Here is a 16,697-nt window from a genome sequence, read left to right as displayed (position 1 = left end):
AGCGTGTGCGAGCGCTGAGGGCATCCGTCGCGCGATCGGCCGACTTGAGTAAAGGAGCGTTATGATGGGGCTTTCCGTATGTGTAATCTGCTACAACGAAGAAGACAACATCGGTCGCTGCCTGAAAAGCGCCGCTTGGGCGGATGAACTGGTGGTCGTCGATTCCCTGAGCCGGGATGACACCGTGGGGATTGCGCGCTCCTTCACCGGGACGGTTTATGAAAGGCCATGGGAGGGGTATGTCAGCCAGAAGAATTTCGCGGTGTCAAAGGCCACGCAGGACTGGGTCCTCAGCCTCGATGCGGATGAGGAGGTTTCTGGTGCGCTGCGGGAAGAGATCCTCACAGTCATCGGCCGCCCCCAGGCAAAAAACGGCTACGGGATGCCCCGCCGCTCTTTTTATCAGGGTCGCTGGATCAGGCACAGCGGCTTCTACCCCGATCACCAGACACGGCTCTTCCGCCGCGGCAAAGGCCGCTTCGTCGGCGGCCGTGTCCATGAGCGTTTGGAGATCGAGGGACCGGTCGGGCGGCTGATCCAGGACCTCATGCACTACCCCTACCACGGGGGGTTGAAGGGGCAGATCGATACGGTCAATCGGTTCTCGTCCCTCCTGGCAGCGGATCTCCATGACCGGGGGAAGCGGTACGGTGGCCATCTGCTCCTGCTGCGGCCGGTGTTCAAGTTTCTGGAGGTCTTCGTGCTCAAACGAGGGTTCCTGGATGGTACGGCGGGTTTTATCATTGCGGTGACGTCGGCCTACGCCCTTTTTGCCCGTTATGTCAAACTGCGCGAGATGGAATCCGCCTCCTCCTGGAACGTAGGGGCTGCCTGGAGGAGGGGCCCCGAGGGTTCGGGAGGGGGGCGGTGATGGCACAGGAGATACCCCCTTCAGGGGCCCTCGTCTGCCTGCCTCCTGGCTCGCATCCCTCCGCGCCGATCAGCGTGGCGGTAGTGATCCCCAAATACGGCCTGCTCGGGGGGGCCGAAGCCTTTGCCTTCGAACTGGGGGAAAGGCTCTCGGGTGGAGGGGAGTTCGAGATTCACGTCCTGGCCAACCAATGGCGCTCCGGCAGGGGATCCGTGATGTACCACAAAATCCCGATGTTCAGGTTTCCCCGATTTCTGAGACAGCCGAGCTTCGCCTTTTTCGTCAAGCGTGCCACCCCGCCGGGGAGGTTTCATCTGGTCCATGCCCATGACCGGATTGCGCGGATGGATCTTTTCAGCATGCATGGCATTCCGCACAGGCAATGGGTGGCTCGGGTGCGCAGAAAGAGGATGAGCCTTTTCGACCGTAGTATGGCATGGGTCGAGGCAAAGGGTCTCGAAAACCCCCTCGCGCCCCTTGTGATGCCGGTTTCCCATCTTGTCAGGGAGCATCTTCTCGAACACTACGCCTTGCCGGCCGAACGGATTCAGGTGGTCCATCCGGGGGTGGCCCTCGAGCGCTTCGAAGCCCTGGATCGGGAGGATTGCCGCGCGGAGGTTCGGCAGCGGGCCGGCCTGAACCGGGAGGATGTGGTAGCCCTCTTTGTGGGGATGAACTTCGATGTCAAAGGCCTCGATCTGATTTTGAAGGGGATGGCCGGTTTGCGCCATGGGACGGAGAAGATGCCTTCACTCAAGCTCCTCGTGGTTGGCAAAGGCGATCGGGACGGCTATGCACGTCTTGCAGGGGAACTCGGCCTCGACCGGCGGGTCGTTTTTGTTGGACCGACGCGGGAAATCGAAAAATACTATTTGGCCTCGGATTTTTTCGTGATGCCTTCGAGGTTCGACACCTTCGGCATGGCCGTGCTCGAGGCCATGGCGGCCGGGCTCCCGGTGGTGATCAGCTCGACCGTAGGGGCACGGGACCTGGTGCAGGCCGGAGAAGAAGGATTCGTGCTCGAACAACAGATGGAGGCAGCGTCCCTCGGAGCGGCACTGAGGGCGTTGATGGATCCGGAAAACCGCAGGCGGATGGGTGCGTGCGCCCGTCTGACGGCTTCCCGGCATGACTGGAAGGTGGTGGCTGCTGCGCTCGCCGAGATCTATCGGTCTAGGGTCGCACTTCGAAGAGGATCATCCTGCCGGTATCCCGGTGTTCCCACTGACCAAGCATCCTGAGATCCCGCCGATTCATGCTTTTTTCCAGATCGTAGCCGCAATCGGGCCAGCGCTTTTCTTCCCAGAGGAGGTAGGGGATGTGCTGCGCCCTCAGGTTCTGCAGGAGGTTTTTGTAGGAGGATCCCACGAGGGCCTCGATGCGAAAATGGCTTCCCTTGATCGATGTCGGACCGTTGTAATGTGGATTGGCGTAAAAGGTGATCCAGCGCTGGACAGGTTCGGATGCGCCGACGGGCGTCAGGCTGTCCGGATCTGCCCTCGAGGCGATAAGGGCCCCGATATCTTTGAAGATGCGCTTGTCCGCTTCTCTCTCCTTGAGATCATTCGGCAGCGCCAGGGCCATTGCGGCGACGGCAACGAGAAAAAGCGCCGTTCCATTCTGGAGCTGGAACCGGAAGGACAGGAAGGACAGACACCTCTCAAGCCCCAACCCCAGGATGACGGATGCAGGCAGAAGGGCAAGGGCGAAGAAACGTGCCTCGCTGATCCACAGGTCGAGCAGGTGGGCATAGAGGACGCCCAAGGCGGCGACGGAGAGGAAGGTGAGATAGAAAAGGCGCCGGTTCCTCCGAATCTCGCGGCGCAGGGGGGTATAGGCGGCGATGAACAACAGGGCGAAGGGGTAATGGACGGACTTCAGGAAGGTTGAGAGGACTTCGCCGAAAGCGACCAGAAGGACATGCCCCCGCGCCGTTTCGAGGAAGAAGCGCAAAGGGCCTACAGCCTGATCCTGCGCAAGATCCGAAAGCCCCTTGCGGACCAGCCGATAACCCACGAAAGGCCCTCCCGGTTTGGCCTTGATCTCGTTCAGCCGCAAGGCATTGAGATCGGGGGTGTGGCTTGCCATCGACATCCCGAGATTCACTCCTGCGAATGCGAACAGAGGAAGGCAGAAGATCAGGCATTTCTTGAAACGGGCTTCTTCCTCGATCATGGCCAGATAGAGGAACGACACACCGAAGAAGAGCGCCATCTCCACCCGGGCCCAGATTGCCAGCACAAAACAGGCTCCAGCCAGAAGCACCGCCCACCAGCATTTGGTCCGGGCCTGATGGACCATCAGAAAAAGCCCCCAGGCACCGAAAAACCACGCCATGGGGTCCCGGACGACTTCGACGCTGTTGATGACGAATGTCGGCATGAGGGCGAGCAGCAGGATGAGCCCCAACGCTGTTTCGGGCCGGAGGAACCTGCGGGCGAGCAGGAAGAGCGGAATGAGGGTGAGGGTGCCGAAAAGAAGTGAAATACCGCGGGCTGCCGCCTCCCAGTCTCTCAAAAGGGGGTAGGAAGCAGCAATGGCGAAAGGGTACGAGGAGAGAAAACGCAGATCGGCCAAGGTGGTTTCCGCCGTATACCCCTGATAGATCATTTTGGCTTGGTCGATATAGAGGGTTCCGTCAGGGTTGATGATGTGCGTGTGCTGCCAATTGTACCAGCGGATGATGAGAGAAAGGAGCAGGATCAGCAAAAATATCCGCCGGTGGGGCAGAGGCCGCGGCGGAGTCGTGTTTGATAATCTCTTCCCCCTGACGTCCCGGGGCTCGGATGTCCATGGTTCCATCATACCATCCGTTCGATCGATGGGTTGGCTCGGCAGGGTTCCCGGCGGGTTGTGAATGCGAGGAGAACCTTTTCCATAACGGCCTCCACCGGAAGCGTCTGCAGGCAGCGGCTGACCTCGGAATCCTGGCATCCCTTCCTCCGGCATGGAACGCAGCTCCAGGGCTGGCACACGATATGGTGCTGTCGGCCGCGTGGTGCCCAGTTGACGGGTGAGGATGGACCGAAAATGCTGACGGTCGGGGTTCCAGCTGCTGCAGCGATGTGAATCCCGGCGCTGTCGCATCCGATCAGAAGGTCGGCGAGGCTCAGGACCCCGGTAAGTTCGTCGAGGGTGGTCATTCCGGCCAGATGGAAGATGTCACCACGGGCCTTGGCGGCAAGGGCGGCGGCCCGCTCCCGCTCGACCAGCGTTCCCACCAGGACGACCGGTCTTTTGAGTTCTGTCGCCATCAGGCTGATCATCCGGGCAAACCGCTCTGCCGGCCATTCCTTGTATCCCCAGAGAGAAAAAGGCTGAACGGCGATGAAATGCCTTTCGGGTGTGAGGCCTGCTGCGGTCAGGATAGACCAGGCACGTTTGCGAAGAGTGGGCGGGACGTCGAGCTTCGGCTGCCGCTCCTGTGTCGTGATGCCGAAGGGGGCCAGAATGTTCAGGGCATGCTCCGCGCAGTATTGGGTTTCTTCATGCCGAGGGGCGACAAGGTGCGTAAAGATCCGGTTGCGCCAGAAGGTGTCTGTCTCGGAATAACGTCCGATCCGTGTGGGCGATCCAGATAGAAGCGCCAGGATGGCCCCCCGCGTCCCGGTGCGCAGGTCGATGCAGAGGTCCAGCGGAGCGCGTCGGAGCCGGCCGAAAAAGTTGCGTTGCGTCTGGATGGCTTCAAGGAGGGAATGGGCTTTCTTCTTCACGTAGAAGATTTCGTCGACGGCCGGGCAGCATTCGAGGATCCCGTGGGCCTTGTCCCGAACCGCCGCATTGATGCGGGCCAATGGGAATGTTTCCCGGAGTGCCTGAAAGGCGGGCGTCGTCAGTACCACATCGCCGATGTCCCCCAGCTGGATCAGGAGAAGGTTGCGGATGTTCGCCGGCAGAGGGGTTTTTCTTGTGATCAACATGTTCCGCACTTGTTCAGGGTTCAGGGCATCCTTTCAGATGCCAGAAAATCAGTTGAATGTATGTCTGCAGCCGATGGCGCAAGGCGCGGGCGGTCCCGAACGACAGGAGCACGCCCGCCCCTGAAAGCAGGGTGTTTACGAGCAGGCGCAGAAAGACCAGGGCCCAAAGGAGCGGGAAGGACCGCGGGTGCCATTTTCGCAGGTAGTGGTACCTCGATCGGTAAAAATGGATCCTTGCACGGACATTCTGCCCGACGCTCTTGCCTTGATCATGGACGATGTCTGCCCGGGGAATGAGATAACTTTTCCACCCGGCATTTTTCATCTGTAGCGCCCAATCCGTTTCCTCGAAGAAAAAGAAATAGCGTTCATCGAAGCCGCCCACCTCCCGGATGGCGGAAGACCTGACCATCAAACAGGCGCCGATGCACGAATCAACCGGGTGGGGAGAGGTGGATGCCCTGTGTTTACCCGGGTACTTGCGAGGGAAAAGGAGATTCAGAACGGTTTCGTTCGCGACCAACGTCAGCCATGAAGGAAAGGCGGCAGCGGATCTTTGGCGGGTTCCATCCCGGTTCAGGAGCTGCCCGCAGGCCATGGCGGCATCCCCGTGCGTCTCCATGAAGGTATGCAGCGCCTTGACCGCACCGTCAAGGAGGACCGCATCGGTGTTGAGCAGGAGGGCGTAGCGGCCCCGCATGCACGCAAAGGCCTGGTTGTTGGCAGTCGCAAATCCCCTGTTCGTCGGATTACGGATGATCTGCACCCCGGGGAACCGGCCCTCCACGGCCTCGACGCTTCCGTCCTGGGACGCATTGTCCACCAGGAGGACCTCGAAGGGGATATCGGTCACTGTTCGGTGGATGCTCTCGAGGCAGGCCAGGAGGTATTCTCGGGTGTTCCAGTTGACGACGACGAAGCTGATTTCCGGGTTGGTCGATATTGTGGGCATGGCTCACTCCGGAGCCCGCCGCTCGAGCTCCACAGTCCGGTAATCGGAAGGGACCTGCAGGGAGAAGACAGGCTCCGGCAGCGTTCGGTTGAAGGTGATGTCGTCCAATTGGATTTCGATGAATCGGTCGCCTGATACGGTTTCGATCCGGCAGCGCTTCGCGTATTGTATAGACCCGGCGCGGGTCAAGCGGTCAAAATGGATGGTGAGGCCCTGTTCCGGGAAGGTGACCAAGGTGGGGGCACCGTCTCGAGCGTCGAAAGAAAAGGTCTGAACGATCTTCCCTGCGTCGTGGAGTTGGATCTCCTGCGGCCGCAGAGACAAGGCCTTTTCATGCCCCCTGATGTCGGGGTATCCTCTTAGAAGGGTCCAGAGTGCCGAAGGATCCAGTATGCCGGGCAGATAAGGTTCGAAGACAGGGTCCTGGAGGTTCCCGATCAGCAGACGTTTGTCACGAAAAGAAAGGACCTGTACGGTGTTGTCACGGACGAGGATGTGGAGAAGGGGATTCCCCCAGAGGTGTGTGATCTCGATCTTGACGGTGAGCGGCCGGCGATAGCCTGCCATGAGGAGACTGACCTTGGAGGTGTTCCCATTTTCCCCGACGGTCAAAGTGCCCGTGTAGACGGCGGATGATGCCAAGTCCTTCTGGTACTCGATTCCGGCGATGAGGGATTCGACCATCGGTGGGGCATAGGGCGATCCGATGGGTTCGATCGGCGGCCGTGTACAGCTCGCAGCCAGAAAGAGCGCCAGCAAAGCCGCCGCGCAAGGGATCATTCTCCGGTATCCGAGGAATCGCTTCACTCTTCCTTTCCTAGCAGGTCCTTGGTCTGAACGATTTTTTCTTCGAGTCCTCGCTTCTTCGTGGGGCTCAGGGACAGGGCTTTTTCATAACGCTCCAATGCCTCGGCGTAGAGACGTTTGCGGAAATAGGCATCCCCGAGGTGCTCGTGGATGGTCGGATCGTTGGGTTCCAGTTCCGCAGCCCTTTGAAGGTGTTGGATCGCTGTCTCGTAGAGGCCTTTCTGGAAGTACACCCAGCCGAGACTGTCGATGATGTATCCGCTTTCCGGTTTGATCTCGAGCGCCTTTTGGACGAGTTTCAGGGCCTCATCGAGCCGGATCCCCTGTTCGGCATAGCTGTACCCGATATAGTTGAGGGCGTCGGCATGCTCGGGTTCGATGCGCAGAATCCGCTGCATTTCGGCGATGCAGGCGGCTTTGTCCCCCTGCTGGTCAAGCAGAACACCGAGCCGGTAGATCAGGTCGATGTGCTCGGGGCTCTGCTTCAAACCCTCACGCACTGCCTGCTCCGCTTCGTGGATCTGCCCGCCCTTTTCGAGTACTGTGCTCAACATGATATACAGTTCAGGCTGCGCAGTATGTTGCAAGGCATCCCGCAGCAGATCGGCGGCCTTCAGATAATCTCCCCCGTTTTCCATTGCGAAGGCCATATGCAGCCGAGCATTGGTGTAATAGGTCGATTGGGGTTTGATCCTCGAGAAGTATTTCTCGGCCTCTTCGAAATCACCCCTCTCCTCGTAGGCGGTGGCAAGGTAATAAGCGGTTTTGTCGTCGTCGGGCCAGGCCAGGAGGATCATCTTCAGCTCTTCGATCGATTCGTCCAGCCGCCCCTGCTTCAGATAGATCAAGCCGAGGGATTGGCGGCCGAGCTCACCGGGTTCCGAGTGTGCCTTGATCTGTTCAAGCTGTTGTTCGGCCTTTTCGTTGAGCCCGAGCTTGAAATAGAGGTTTGCCAGCCGTTCGCGTGCAGAGCTGTTTTCGGGATAGACCGACAGCAGCGTTTCATACATGGAAGCCGCCTGGACGTCGCGGCCGGTCATCTGGTAGAGGGTCCCCAGGTCGAACAGTGCAGGCTCGAAGATTTCGTTGAACTGCAGGGCGTTCTGGAAGGCGTCCTCCGCTCCCTGGAAGTCCTCCATTTCAAGGTACACCCGTCCTTTGTAGTAATGGGCGAGGATGAGATCCGGTTTTTCAGCGAGAAGCAGATCAAGATGGTCCAGGGCCCTGGAATATTGGCCTGTGCGGATAAACAGGGTTGCGAGCAGGAAGCGCACCCGTTGATTCCGTGGATCGGCCTGCAGTATTTTTTCATAGGCCTCTGCCGCCCGTTTTTCGTCCTCCAGCATCCTGTAAAGGTCGCCGAGCAGGATAAGCGGCTCCGTCAGGCCGGGGGCGGCCTCGGAGGCTTTTTGGGCATAGCCCAGGGCCTCCTGCGGGTGATTCATCTCTTTGAGCAGCAAGGCCATCTTGAGGTTTAGATAAGCCGAATCCCGGTCATGTTCCAAGGCCTCCTCGATATGCCGCGCAGCCTGATCGAATCGACCATGGGCTTCGGCAAAAGCGGCCATGGCAAAGGCGGCGTAGGCGTCCCTCAACGGGTCGTCGTGCCCTCTCTGCGCCGCTGCATCGCCGGCGTGACGGTCTTTGGAGACGGGATCCCCCGGTGTTCCTGTCGCCGGCTTCTCAGGAGTCGCCGGAAGGGCCTCGGTCCGGGTGGGGACGGCATGGGTCGGCACTGTCTCACACCCGCCCAGGAGGATAAGGGCGGCAGCCAGAAAAAGCGCCGGGCCGGCGAAACATCGGTCGAGCCGGCGGCTGGGTCGCGTAGGGGGTCTTCTCGGATGCATAATCTGTTCTTGATGAATGATCAGCCTCGATATGGATCTTTCCGAATGATGAGGCGGGTTCGCCTTGCTGCGCCGTTGTCGGCACGGCGTAAGCCGGATGCGCCTTTTAGATGGAAAGTCATTATGTTATCGAAGGAAAAGGTTTCGTTGTCATTTGAGGAAATCGGAGTATTCTTCTTCGAAATTCGGGATTTCCTCCTTGAGCCAGGATTTGATCCGCTTGATGATTTTTTCCTGTATCTGACGGACACGCTCGCGCGAGATGTTGTATTTGTCACCGAGATCCTGCAGCGTCAGCGGTTTTTCGGCCATGATGCGGTGATCGAAGATGTCTGCTTCTTTACCCGAAAGGGTCTTGCGGAATGTCTTCAGTTTTTCGGCGAGCCGGCTGCGGCTTTCGGCCTCGGAGATCTGTTCGTCAACGCCGATGCCGGGGTCCGGCAGGAGCGCGCTGAACGGCTCCCGTGAATCCTCTCCGATCGGCGAGCTCAGGGAGACCTCCCAGCCGCCGAGCCGCTGGCTCATTTCCACGACCTCCTCTTCTTTGACATCCAGCCGTTCGGCGAGGAGGCGCGGCTCTGGATCGAAGCCTTGGGCGATCAGCTTGTCCCGTTCTTTGGCCAGGTTGAAAAAAAGTTTCCGCTGGCTCTGAGTCGTGCCGATCTTGACCAGTTTCCAGTTGTCCATGATGGACTTGAGGATGTAGGCCTTGATCCAGAAGGAGGCGTAGTAGGAAAACTTGATGCCGCGGTAAGGGTCGAACTTCTTGACCGCGTGCAGCAGCCCGACGTTTCCCTCCTGAATCAGATCGAGAAGGTTCCGGGTCCAGAAGCGGTGAAAATCCATGGCGATTTTCACAACCAGACGGAGGTTTGCGGTCACAAGCCGGTAGGCCGCGTCCTGGTCGTTCTTTTCCCGGACACGGATCGCCAGTTCCATTTCCTCTTCGCGGGTCAGCAGTTGGTATTGCTTGATCTCCAGAAGATAGCGCTGAAGGGGATCATAGGCCGCAAGCGAGCGCTCCGTAGCCGGAGCGAGACTGAACTTGCCCGGTACAGGCGAAAGATCCTCCCCGCCTTCCGCTTCGTCTTCCAGCAGGCTGTCTTCCAGTTCCTCTTCTTTCATAAGGTCCTTCATCGGGCCGGCGCATCTTCACGTCACCGGAACATCGCTCCTTCTGCAGGAAAGAGGTGAACCTCAAACCATGACGATGTGCATGTAACGCTTTTTCCCTGCACGCAGCAGGAGGCGCTTTTCTTTCAGGTCTTTGGCGTCGACGATACGATCGAAGACATCCAGCCTTTCTCCATTCAGGTAGGCCCCCCCCTGGGTGATCAGACGGCGGGCGTCCCCTCTTGTTTTGCACAGACCGCATTGCTCGAAAAGGATGAAGGCGGGGATGCCCTGTTCCAACTCATGGATAGGAACGGTGAATTGCGGTGCGGACTCGGCCAGGGCGGTTTCATCGTCCCCGAAAAGGCTTTTGGCCGCCTCACGCGCGCGATCGGCTTCCTGTTTTCCGTGGCAGATGCGCGTCGCTTCGTAGGCCAGGACCTCTTTGGCCGCATTGATCTCGGCGCCTTCCAGCTGCGACAGCCGACGCACTTCATCCATCGGCAACAGGGTGAAAAGGGCCAGAAACCGGGGGATATCCGCATCGTCCTGATTGACCCAATATTGATAGTAGTCGTAAGGGGACGTCAGATCCGGATCCAGCCAGACCGCCCCTTTGTGTGTCTTTCCCATTTTGATGCCGGCCGACGTGGTCAGAAGCGGAAAGGTCAAGCCAAATACGGTTTCCCCTTCGAGGCGGCGGATGAGGTCTTCGCCGGCGAGGATGTTGCCCCATTGGTCGTTGCCCCCCATCTGGAGGCGGCAGTCGTGGTATTTGAAAAGATGCCAGAAATCGTAAGCCTGAAGAAGCATGTAGTTGAATTCGATGAAGCTCAGTCCGGTTTCGAGCCGCATGCGATAGCTTTCGGCCGCCAGCATGCGGTTGACCGAAAAATGCTTTCCGATATCCCTCAGGAAGTCGATATAGCGCAGTTCGGTCAGCCAGTCGGCGTTGTTCAGCAGCAGGGCCCGTTCGTTCGAAAAATCGATAAAACGGGACAGCTGCGCCTTGAGGCCTTCGGCGTTTTCGTCGATCTGCTCGCGGGTCATGATGGGGCGCATTTCGGTCTTGCCGCTCGGGTCGCCGACCATACCCGTCCCGCCGCCGACCAGGGCGATGGGGCGGTGGCCGGTCTGCTGCATGTGGACCAGGGACATGATGGGCAAGAGACTCCCGACGTGCAGACTCCTTGCGGTTGGATCGAAGCCGATATAGCAGACTGCCGGCCGGCTGAGAAGATCCCGCACGCCGTCGAGATCCGTAACCTGTTCAATGAAACCTCTTGCCTGCAAAATATCCAGAACGTTTTCCAATTTATCTCTCCTGACGCTTTCTTTCGTAGCCCGCGGGAAGGTTCAATCGAATGACCTGCCCCTCCCTACCCAGATTCTGCACCGCTTGACCGTTCAGTTCCAAGCTGATGCCTCCCGCGTTTCCGATGCGCATCTCAAAACCCTTTTCGGCATGCCACGCCTTTTCTTCGCCGGGCAGAAAAATCCGTTCCTCCGGGCGCTGATCGTCGACGAAGACCTTGACCCAGGTCCGTTTCAGAACCTGCATCTTCAGGGTCAGTTGCGCGGGTGCGGATTGGGGGTCGGCAGACGTCTCTCCTCGAACGGGTTCGGACAGGGTGCCGGTTGTAGTCTCCTCGGGAAGAGTCGGCTCAGGCTGTGCTTCCACTTCGGAGCGCGGCGCTGGCGCCTCAGAGAGGAGTTCCTGGGCTTCTATATCTGCAGGCGGTGTTTCTGTGCCGGTTCCGGGATGGCCATCGGTCTTGGGGGGAATGCGACCGTCGGGCACGGAACCGGTTTCGGACGGCGCTACGGAAACCGGATCTTCTGGGCTGTCCTTGGATCCGTTGGACAAAAGGAAAAAGCCGAGCAGGCACAGCAGGAGCAGCCCGCCGATCAGCAGGAACGGCCCCGGGCCCCGGTGTCTGACTTCCCGGGTGAGAGGCCTGAGGGGGGTGGCCCGCTTGGGAAGCTCGTCTCCAAAACGTTCGATGACGGTCGCCGGATCGAGGCCGAGGCTGGAGGCATAATTGCGCAGGAAACCCTTGGCGAAGGCGCGGGAGGGAAGCCGGTCCCAGTCCTCGGCTTCGAGTGCATCGAGGATATGGGGCTGGAGCCGGGTGCGCTCCAGGATATCCTGAAAACTCAGCCCCTGCCGTTCACGCTCATTGCGCAGATAGGCACCGATACCCTCCCCGGGCATGGACCTGCGGTCGCCGGCGGGCGCCTCAGTTTGAATGTCTCGATCGTTTTCCATCCCTGTCACGGTTTAGAAGATGATTTTCGTGTAGGCCTGATCCCTCAGCTGTTCGAGCCACTCCATGTAACGCTTGTTGATTTCTTCGCGGTAGAGTTCGCTGTATATGGCATCTTTGACGTCTTCGTATGCCTTGGTATCCCCCGGCTGGCGGTCGATCAGCTTGATGATCTGAAAACCCGAGGGTGTCTCGATGGGCGTACTGATCTGCCCCGGCTGCAGCCTTTCGACTGCCTCCAGAAGGGCATTGTTGAGCTGGCTTGTCTTGAACAGGCCCAGATCACCCCCCTCCCTGGCACCGGGGCCCTGGGAGAATCTGCCGGCGAGTTCACCGAAATCCTCTCCGGCGCTCAGGCGTCTGTGAATGTCTGCGATCTGGGATTCGAGCCTCTGCTTTTCCTGCCTGTCCGAGGTGTTGATCATGGGGAGGATGATCGCGGCCAGGTGAAGGGTCTCATGGGTGATAAACTGTTCCCGGTGCTTGTCATAATAGGCTTCCATGGCCTCTTCGCGCACGATGATCTTGGATTTCACCTCGAAATTGATCAGTTGCATGCGCTCGATCTCATCCCTTATATTATCCCGCAGGGTTTCGTACGAGATCCCCTGCTGTTCAATCCGCGCCAGAAGATCCTCCTGGGTCAGATTGTTGTCCCGCTTCATCTTTTCAACGGCCGCATCGATGTCGGAAGGCGAAACCTTGATTCCCAGTTCGTCTATTTTTTTCTGCGCAATTTTATCGTCGATCAGGAAATCGAGGATCTTCCGGCGCGCGTCCAGAAAAGCGGCTTCATCCTGGCTTCGGAGTTCTTCCGGTTCCATGCCGGTCAGTTGCTTGATCTTGTGGTTGAGTTCGTAAAGAGTGATTACGTCCTCATTGACGATGGCCACCACCCGGTTGCAGACCTCCGCGTGCAGCCTCGGGGAAAAGGTGATGAACATGAAAAAACAAAGAAACAGGATACCTGTCCATCTTTTCCGATCCATACAAAAAGCTCTCCGTCCTGAATGTTCGCTTGCATCCGATCCGGTCAAATGGTGCATGGAACCGCTAGACTCCGGGTTGTGGGCCTTTCCCACAGCCGGTTACCCCGGCCGCTCCAACCGTTGCCGGAAGGTGCCGGCCGTGACCACCAGGTTTCTCTCCAAGGGCCAGATCGGCATTTTAACCTATTAGCCTACCATCTCAATACCATCATGCAAAGAAAAATCATGGGTTTTATCCTTTTCCTGCCCGCAGTTCCCGCGCGGATCTTCGATAAGAAAGATTTTCGCTGTCCATCGGGTCCGGGGGATATCGGCCGTTGTCCCCGCGGGTTGTCCGGTTGTCCAGACGGAGGGCTTCGATGTGTTCCACGATGCGTTTGCGGTCATCCGGCAGGGAAATGGGACCCATAAGGATACGCAAGCGGCTTTCCCCGAGGAAACGATAGCGTTTCGGGAGCGTGCCCACCCTGTGCACCAGCCTTGCCGGGTCGGCCAGCCGATCGGGATCGAAATGGAGCGTTACGCTGTCGGCGCCGACCTCGAGGCGTAAAATCCCCAGATTTTTGGCAAGGATACGCAGTCGCATCATCCAGAGGAGGTTTGCCACAGGGGGCGGCGCCTTGCCGAAGCGGTCCACCATCTCCTGTTCGATGCCTTCCAGATCCCGGATCTCGTTCAGGATCGAAAGGCGCCGGTAGAGATTGAGCCGGACATCTGTATCCATGATATAGCTTTCGGGAAGGTAGGCCTCCATGTCGATATGGATCTCGGGGTTGATCTCCGGCAGCCATTCTTCACCCTTGAGTTCCGCTACAGCCTGTTCGATCATTCTCAGGTAGAGTTCGTAGCCGACGGCGGCGATCTGGCCGGATTGGACAAATCCCAGGATGTTGCCGGCCCCTCTGATCTTGAGGTCGTGCAGGGCGAGGTGCAGGCCGGCGCCGAGGTGCGAAAAGTCCATCAGCGCCTTGAGGCGCTTTTCGGCTTCCTTCGTCAGGTTGGCTCCGTCGCTGATCAACAGATAGGCATAGGCCTTCTCCTTGGATCTGCCAACGCGCCCCCGGAGCTGATAGATCTGTGCCAGCCCAAGGCGCTCGGCCTCGTTGATGATGATGGTGTTGGCGGAGGGTATGTCCAAACCGGACTCGATGATGGTGCTGCAGACCAGAACGTCCAATTCCTTCCGGAGGAAGGCGAGCATGGTCGATTCGAGGTCTTTCTCTTTCATTTGGCCGTGCGCGACCGCTATTCGGGCCTCGGGTACGATCACCCTGAGGCGCTCCGCGATTCCGTCGATGGTCTGGACGCGGTTATGGACGAAAAAGACCTGCCCCTGACGCTCGATCTCGAAGCGTACGGCCCTCGCGACGAGATTTTCGTCAAAGGGCGTGAGGTAGGTCTGAATGGCCAGACGGTCCTCCGGCGCGGTTTCGATGACGCTCAGATCTCTTACGCCCATGAGTGACATCTGCAGGGTCCGCGGGATGGGTGTCGCGGTGATGGCAAGGACGTCCACCATGCTGCGGTATTTCTTGAGGGTTTCCTTCTGCTTGACGCCGAAGCGTTGCTCCTCGTCAATGACCAACAGTCCGAGATCCAGGAAGGCGACATCTTTCTGAAGCAGCCGATGCGTACCGATCAGGACCTGAATCTTGCCCGAGCGCACCCTGGCCAGGATTTCACGCTGTTCGGAGGGTGGCTTGAAGCGGCTGATGAGGCCTACTCCGATCCCGTACGGGGACAGGCGACGCTCGAAGGTTTGGTAATGCTGTTCCGCGAGGACCGTTGTGGGGACGAGCAGGGCAACCTGTTTGCCGTCGGCCAAGGCCTTGAAGGCGGCTCGCAGGGCGACTTCGGTTTTCCCGAAGCCCACATCGCCGCAGATGAGCCGATCCATGGGGCGCTCGGAGGTCATATCGTCCAGGACGTCTTCAATGGCCTTGATCTGGTCGGGGGTTTCCTCATGCTCGAAAGTTGCCTCGAATTCACGGTAGTAATGATCGGGGTTCGAAAAGGCGTAGCCTGTTCGATATCGGCGCAGGGCGTAAAGCTGCACGAGCTGCTTTGCGATCCGTTTGACGGATTTGCGGGCCTTTTCCTTGGCTACGTTCCAGGATCGCCCCCCCAGTTGATCCAGTCGGGGGCCTGCCTCATCGGCGCCCACGTAGGTCTGCAGGCTGCTGACGCGATCGGCCGGGATATAAAGTTTGTCGGCGTTGGCGTATTCGATCAGGATGAAGTCGTTGACCCTGTTCTGGATATCCATTTTGAGGAGACCGCCGTATCGTCCGATGCCATGCTCTTCGTGGACGACGAGGTCGCCCTGTTTGAGCTGACTGAAGGTCGACCAGGACAGGGCGTTTTCCCGTGCCTTCTCCCTGTTTTTGCTTCGCCCCCGTTTTTGACCGAAGATTTCGTCTTCACTGACGACATAGAGATTTTCAGCGGGCCAGATGAAACCCCGCCCGAGCCGTCCCAGGCATATCCACAGCCCCGGCTTCGGAGGAAGTCCATTCCATGATTCCGCTGTGTCCAGTACGTGCACATCGTAGTTCGAGAGGATCTCCGCCAGACGGTTTGCCTGTTTCGCCGTGCGGCTGACGATGACCACCCGGCCGCCGCTGGAAATCCAGAGGGCGATCTTGTTGGCGAGAGGGGCCAAAGACACCCTTCCCTGGCCGGTCAGCCGGACATCGGTCTCGATGTCGATCCCGAACGGGCCGTCGAGCTGGATCCGTATATCGTTTTCCTCCTGGGACGCCCCGGGCGTCTGCAGGTCGAGTTCGCTTACGTCGAGTCGCTGGAAGCGATACAGGCCGGAGAGGATGTCATCGCTGTCGTTGACGAGGCCATCGGTTTCAGGGAAAGGCAGTCCTCTGTCCACCGCCTCCTCGCGGAATCGCTCGAGATCGATGTGAAATCTCTCCGCCAGCCGCTTCATGCCGGTTTGCAGCCGCTGCGGATCGAAATGGGCGATCAGCGTATCAGCCGGCAGATAGTCGAAAAGGGAGTCGAGCTGCGGGTAGAAGTGGTTCAGCCAGGCTTCCTGCCCGGGGAAATTCGAACCTTCGGCCCCGGGGGCTGGGAGCCGGCCCATGGAACGCGCTCTTCGAACGGCGGCTTCGTCCATGATGATCTCGTTGTTGGGCAACAGGATCCATTCATCCAAGGCCCCCTCCGAACGTTGGCTGAGGGGTTCGAAGAGGCGGATGGATTCGAGGTGATCCCCCCAGAACTCGAGTCTGACCGGCATTGGGCTCAAAGGGGGAAAGATATCCAGGACCCCTCCGCGGACGGCGTAATCGCCCCGCTCCTCCACCAGGGAAACCCGTTGATACCCACAGATCTCCAGGTGTCGCACGAGCTGTTCACGGTCGATTTCTTCCCCCGCCGCAAGGTATTCGAGCGCCTGGATCAGACGGCCCTTAGGGGGCAGCTTGTAGAGGAGGACCTCCTGTGAGGTGATCACGACGGGGTTGTCTGCGGACGTGAGGGCGTAAAGAGCTTCGATCCTCAGATTGACGATTTCCCGGTGAGGGCTCAGGCCTGAAAGTGGTGAGATGTCATAAGGCGGGAGAAGATAGATCCGGCGTTGTCCACCGGATCGTTGGCAGTCCTGCTCGGCCAGAAAAAACTGCAGTTCCTGGTAAAAATGTTCGGCCTCCTTTTTGCTGGACAGGATGGCCAGACAAGGGCGGTCGAGCCGTTGCGCGAGGAGGGCGAAAAGATAGCTCAAGGCTGGGCCGGCAAGACCCCTCAGCCGGATGGGGTTTATCCGGGCTGCAATGGCCCCTTGCAGTCGATGGATCGGATGGATCAACGCTTCGTTCATGGTTGGTTGCTCAATGGGTTCCATCTCCGGATCGGCTTGGGGTGGCTGGTCCCTCGCGATTTGAAGCGAGTTGGGCGCCTCGCCTAAGCCAGACGGTCG

13 protein-coding genes are annotated in these 16,697 nt (G+C 58.9%); 3 read left to right on the top strand and 10 right to left on the bottom strand.

Annotated elements, in window-relative coordinates:
- Positions 1 to 64: 64 nt before the first annotated feature.
- Positions 65 to 871, top strand: coding sequence for a glycosyltransferase family 2 protein (locus ACZ500_RS17345; RefSeq protein WP_464228666.1), 807 nt, complete (start codon positions 65 to 67; stop codon positions 869 to 871).
- A complete protein-coding gene (locus ACZ500_RS17340; RefSeq protein WP_464228665.1) occupies positions 871 to 2,112 on the top strand; it encodes a glycosyltransferase family 4 protein in 1,242 nt (413 codons plus the stop codon). Before ACZ500_RS17345 ends, ACZ500_RS17340 begins: the two co-directional genes overlap by 1 nt.
- Here the strand turns inward: ACZ500_RS17340 and ACZ500_RS17335 are convergent.
- From ACZ500_RS17335 to ACZ500_RS17295, 9 genes are all read right to left on the bottom strand, one after another.
- On the bottom strand, positions 2,045 to 3,580 hold the full coding sequence (locus ACZ500_RS17335; RefSeq protein WP_464228664.1) for an ArnT family glycosyltransferase: 1,536 nt from the start codon (positions 3,578 to 3,580) through the stop codon (positions 2,045 to 2,047). The two genes, ACZ500_RS17340 and ACZ500_RS17335, sit on opposite strands and share 68 nt — an antisense overlap.
- 92 nt (positions 3,581 to 3,672) lie before the next feature.
- Positions 3,673 to 4,791: a glycosyltransferase family 9 protein gene (locus ACZ500_RS17330; protein ID WP_464228663.1), complete on the bottom strand. Its 1,119-nt coding sequence runs from the start codon at positions 4,789 to 4,791 to the stop codon at positions 3,673 to 3,675.
- A 13-nt stretch (positions 4,792 to 4,804) separates the two neighbouring features.
- On the bottom strand, positions 4,805 to 5,743 hold the full coding sequence (locus ACZ500_RS17325) for a glycosyltransferase family 2 protein (RefSeq protein ID WP_464228662.1): 939 nt from the start codon (positions 5,741 to 5,743) through the stop codon (positions 4,805 to 4,807).
- A 3-nt stretch (positions 5,744 to 5,746) separates the two neighbouring features.
- Complete coding sequence (locus ACZ500_RS17320) at positions 5,747 to 6,550, bottom strand: hypothetical protein (protein WP_464228661.1); 804 nt, start codon at positions 6,548 to 6,550, stop codon at positions 5,747 to 5,749.
- Positions 6,547 to 8,397, bottom strand: coding sequence for a tetratricopeptide repeat protein (locus tag ACZ500_RS17315; RefSeq protein WP_464228660.1), 1,851 nt, complete (start codon positions 8,395 to 8,397; stop codon positions 6,547 to 6,549). The genes ACZ500_RS17320 and ACZ500_RS17315 overlap by 4 nt, the downstream gene beginning before the upstream one ends.
- A 150-nt stretch (positions 8,398 to 8,547) precedes the next feature.
- Entirely contained in the window at positions 8,548 to 9,522 is a 975-nt protein-coding gene (locus tag ACZ500_RS17310; RefSeq protein ID WP_464228659.1) for a sigma-70 family RNA polymerase sigma factor, read from the bottom strand.
- 72 nt (positions 9,523 to 9,594) lie between these two features.
- Positions 9,595 to 10,824 carry a tyrosine--tRNA ligase gene (gene tyrS / locus ACZ500_RS17305; protein ID WP_464228658.1) on the bottom strand — a complete coding sequence of 410 codons (1,230 nt, stop codon included), beginning with the start codon at positions 10,822 to 10,824 and terminating at the stop codon, positions 9,595 to 9,597.
- Position 10,825: 1 nt separating this feature from the next.
- A complete protein-coding gene (locus ACZ500_RS17300) occupies positions 10,826 to 11,779 on the bottom strand; it encodes a helix-turn-helix domain-containing protein (protein ID WP_464228656.1) in 954 nt (317 codons plus the stop codon).
- Between the two features lie 12 nt (positions 11,780 to 11,791).
- On the bottom strand, positions 11,792 to 12,766 hold the full coding sequence (locus ACZ500_RS17295) for a peptidylprolyl isomerase (RefSeq protein WP_464228655.1): 975 nt from the start codon (positions 12,764 to 12,766) through the stop codon (positions 11,792 to 11,794).
- A gap of 55 nt (positions 12,767 to 12,821) precedes the next feature.
- Here ACZ500_RS17295 and ACZ500_RS17290 point away from each other — a divergent pair, with 55 nt between their 5' ends.
- On the top strand, positions 12,822 to 12,956 hold the full coding sequence (locus ACZ500_RS17290; protein ID WP_464228654.1) for a hypothetical protein: 135 nt from the start codon (positions 12,822 to 12,824) through the stop codon (positions 12,954 to 12,956).
- A gap of 42 nt (positions 12,957 to 12,998) precedes the next feature.
- On the opposite strand, the gene mfd is transcribed toward ACZ500_RS17290, so the two are convergent.
- Complete coding sequence (gene mfd, locus ACZ500_RS17285; protein WP_464228653.1) at positions 12,999 to 16,622, bottom strand: transcription-repair coupling factor; 3,624 nt, start codon at positions 16,620 to 16,622, stop codon at positions 12,999 to 13,001.
- Between the last annotated feature and the right edge of the window lie 75 nt (positions 16,623 to 16,697).

The organism is Desulfatiglans parachlorophenolica (assembly GCF_055394735.1).
This window is presented reverse-complemented; position numbering and strand designations above follow the sequence as displayed.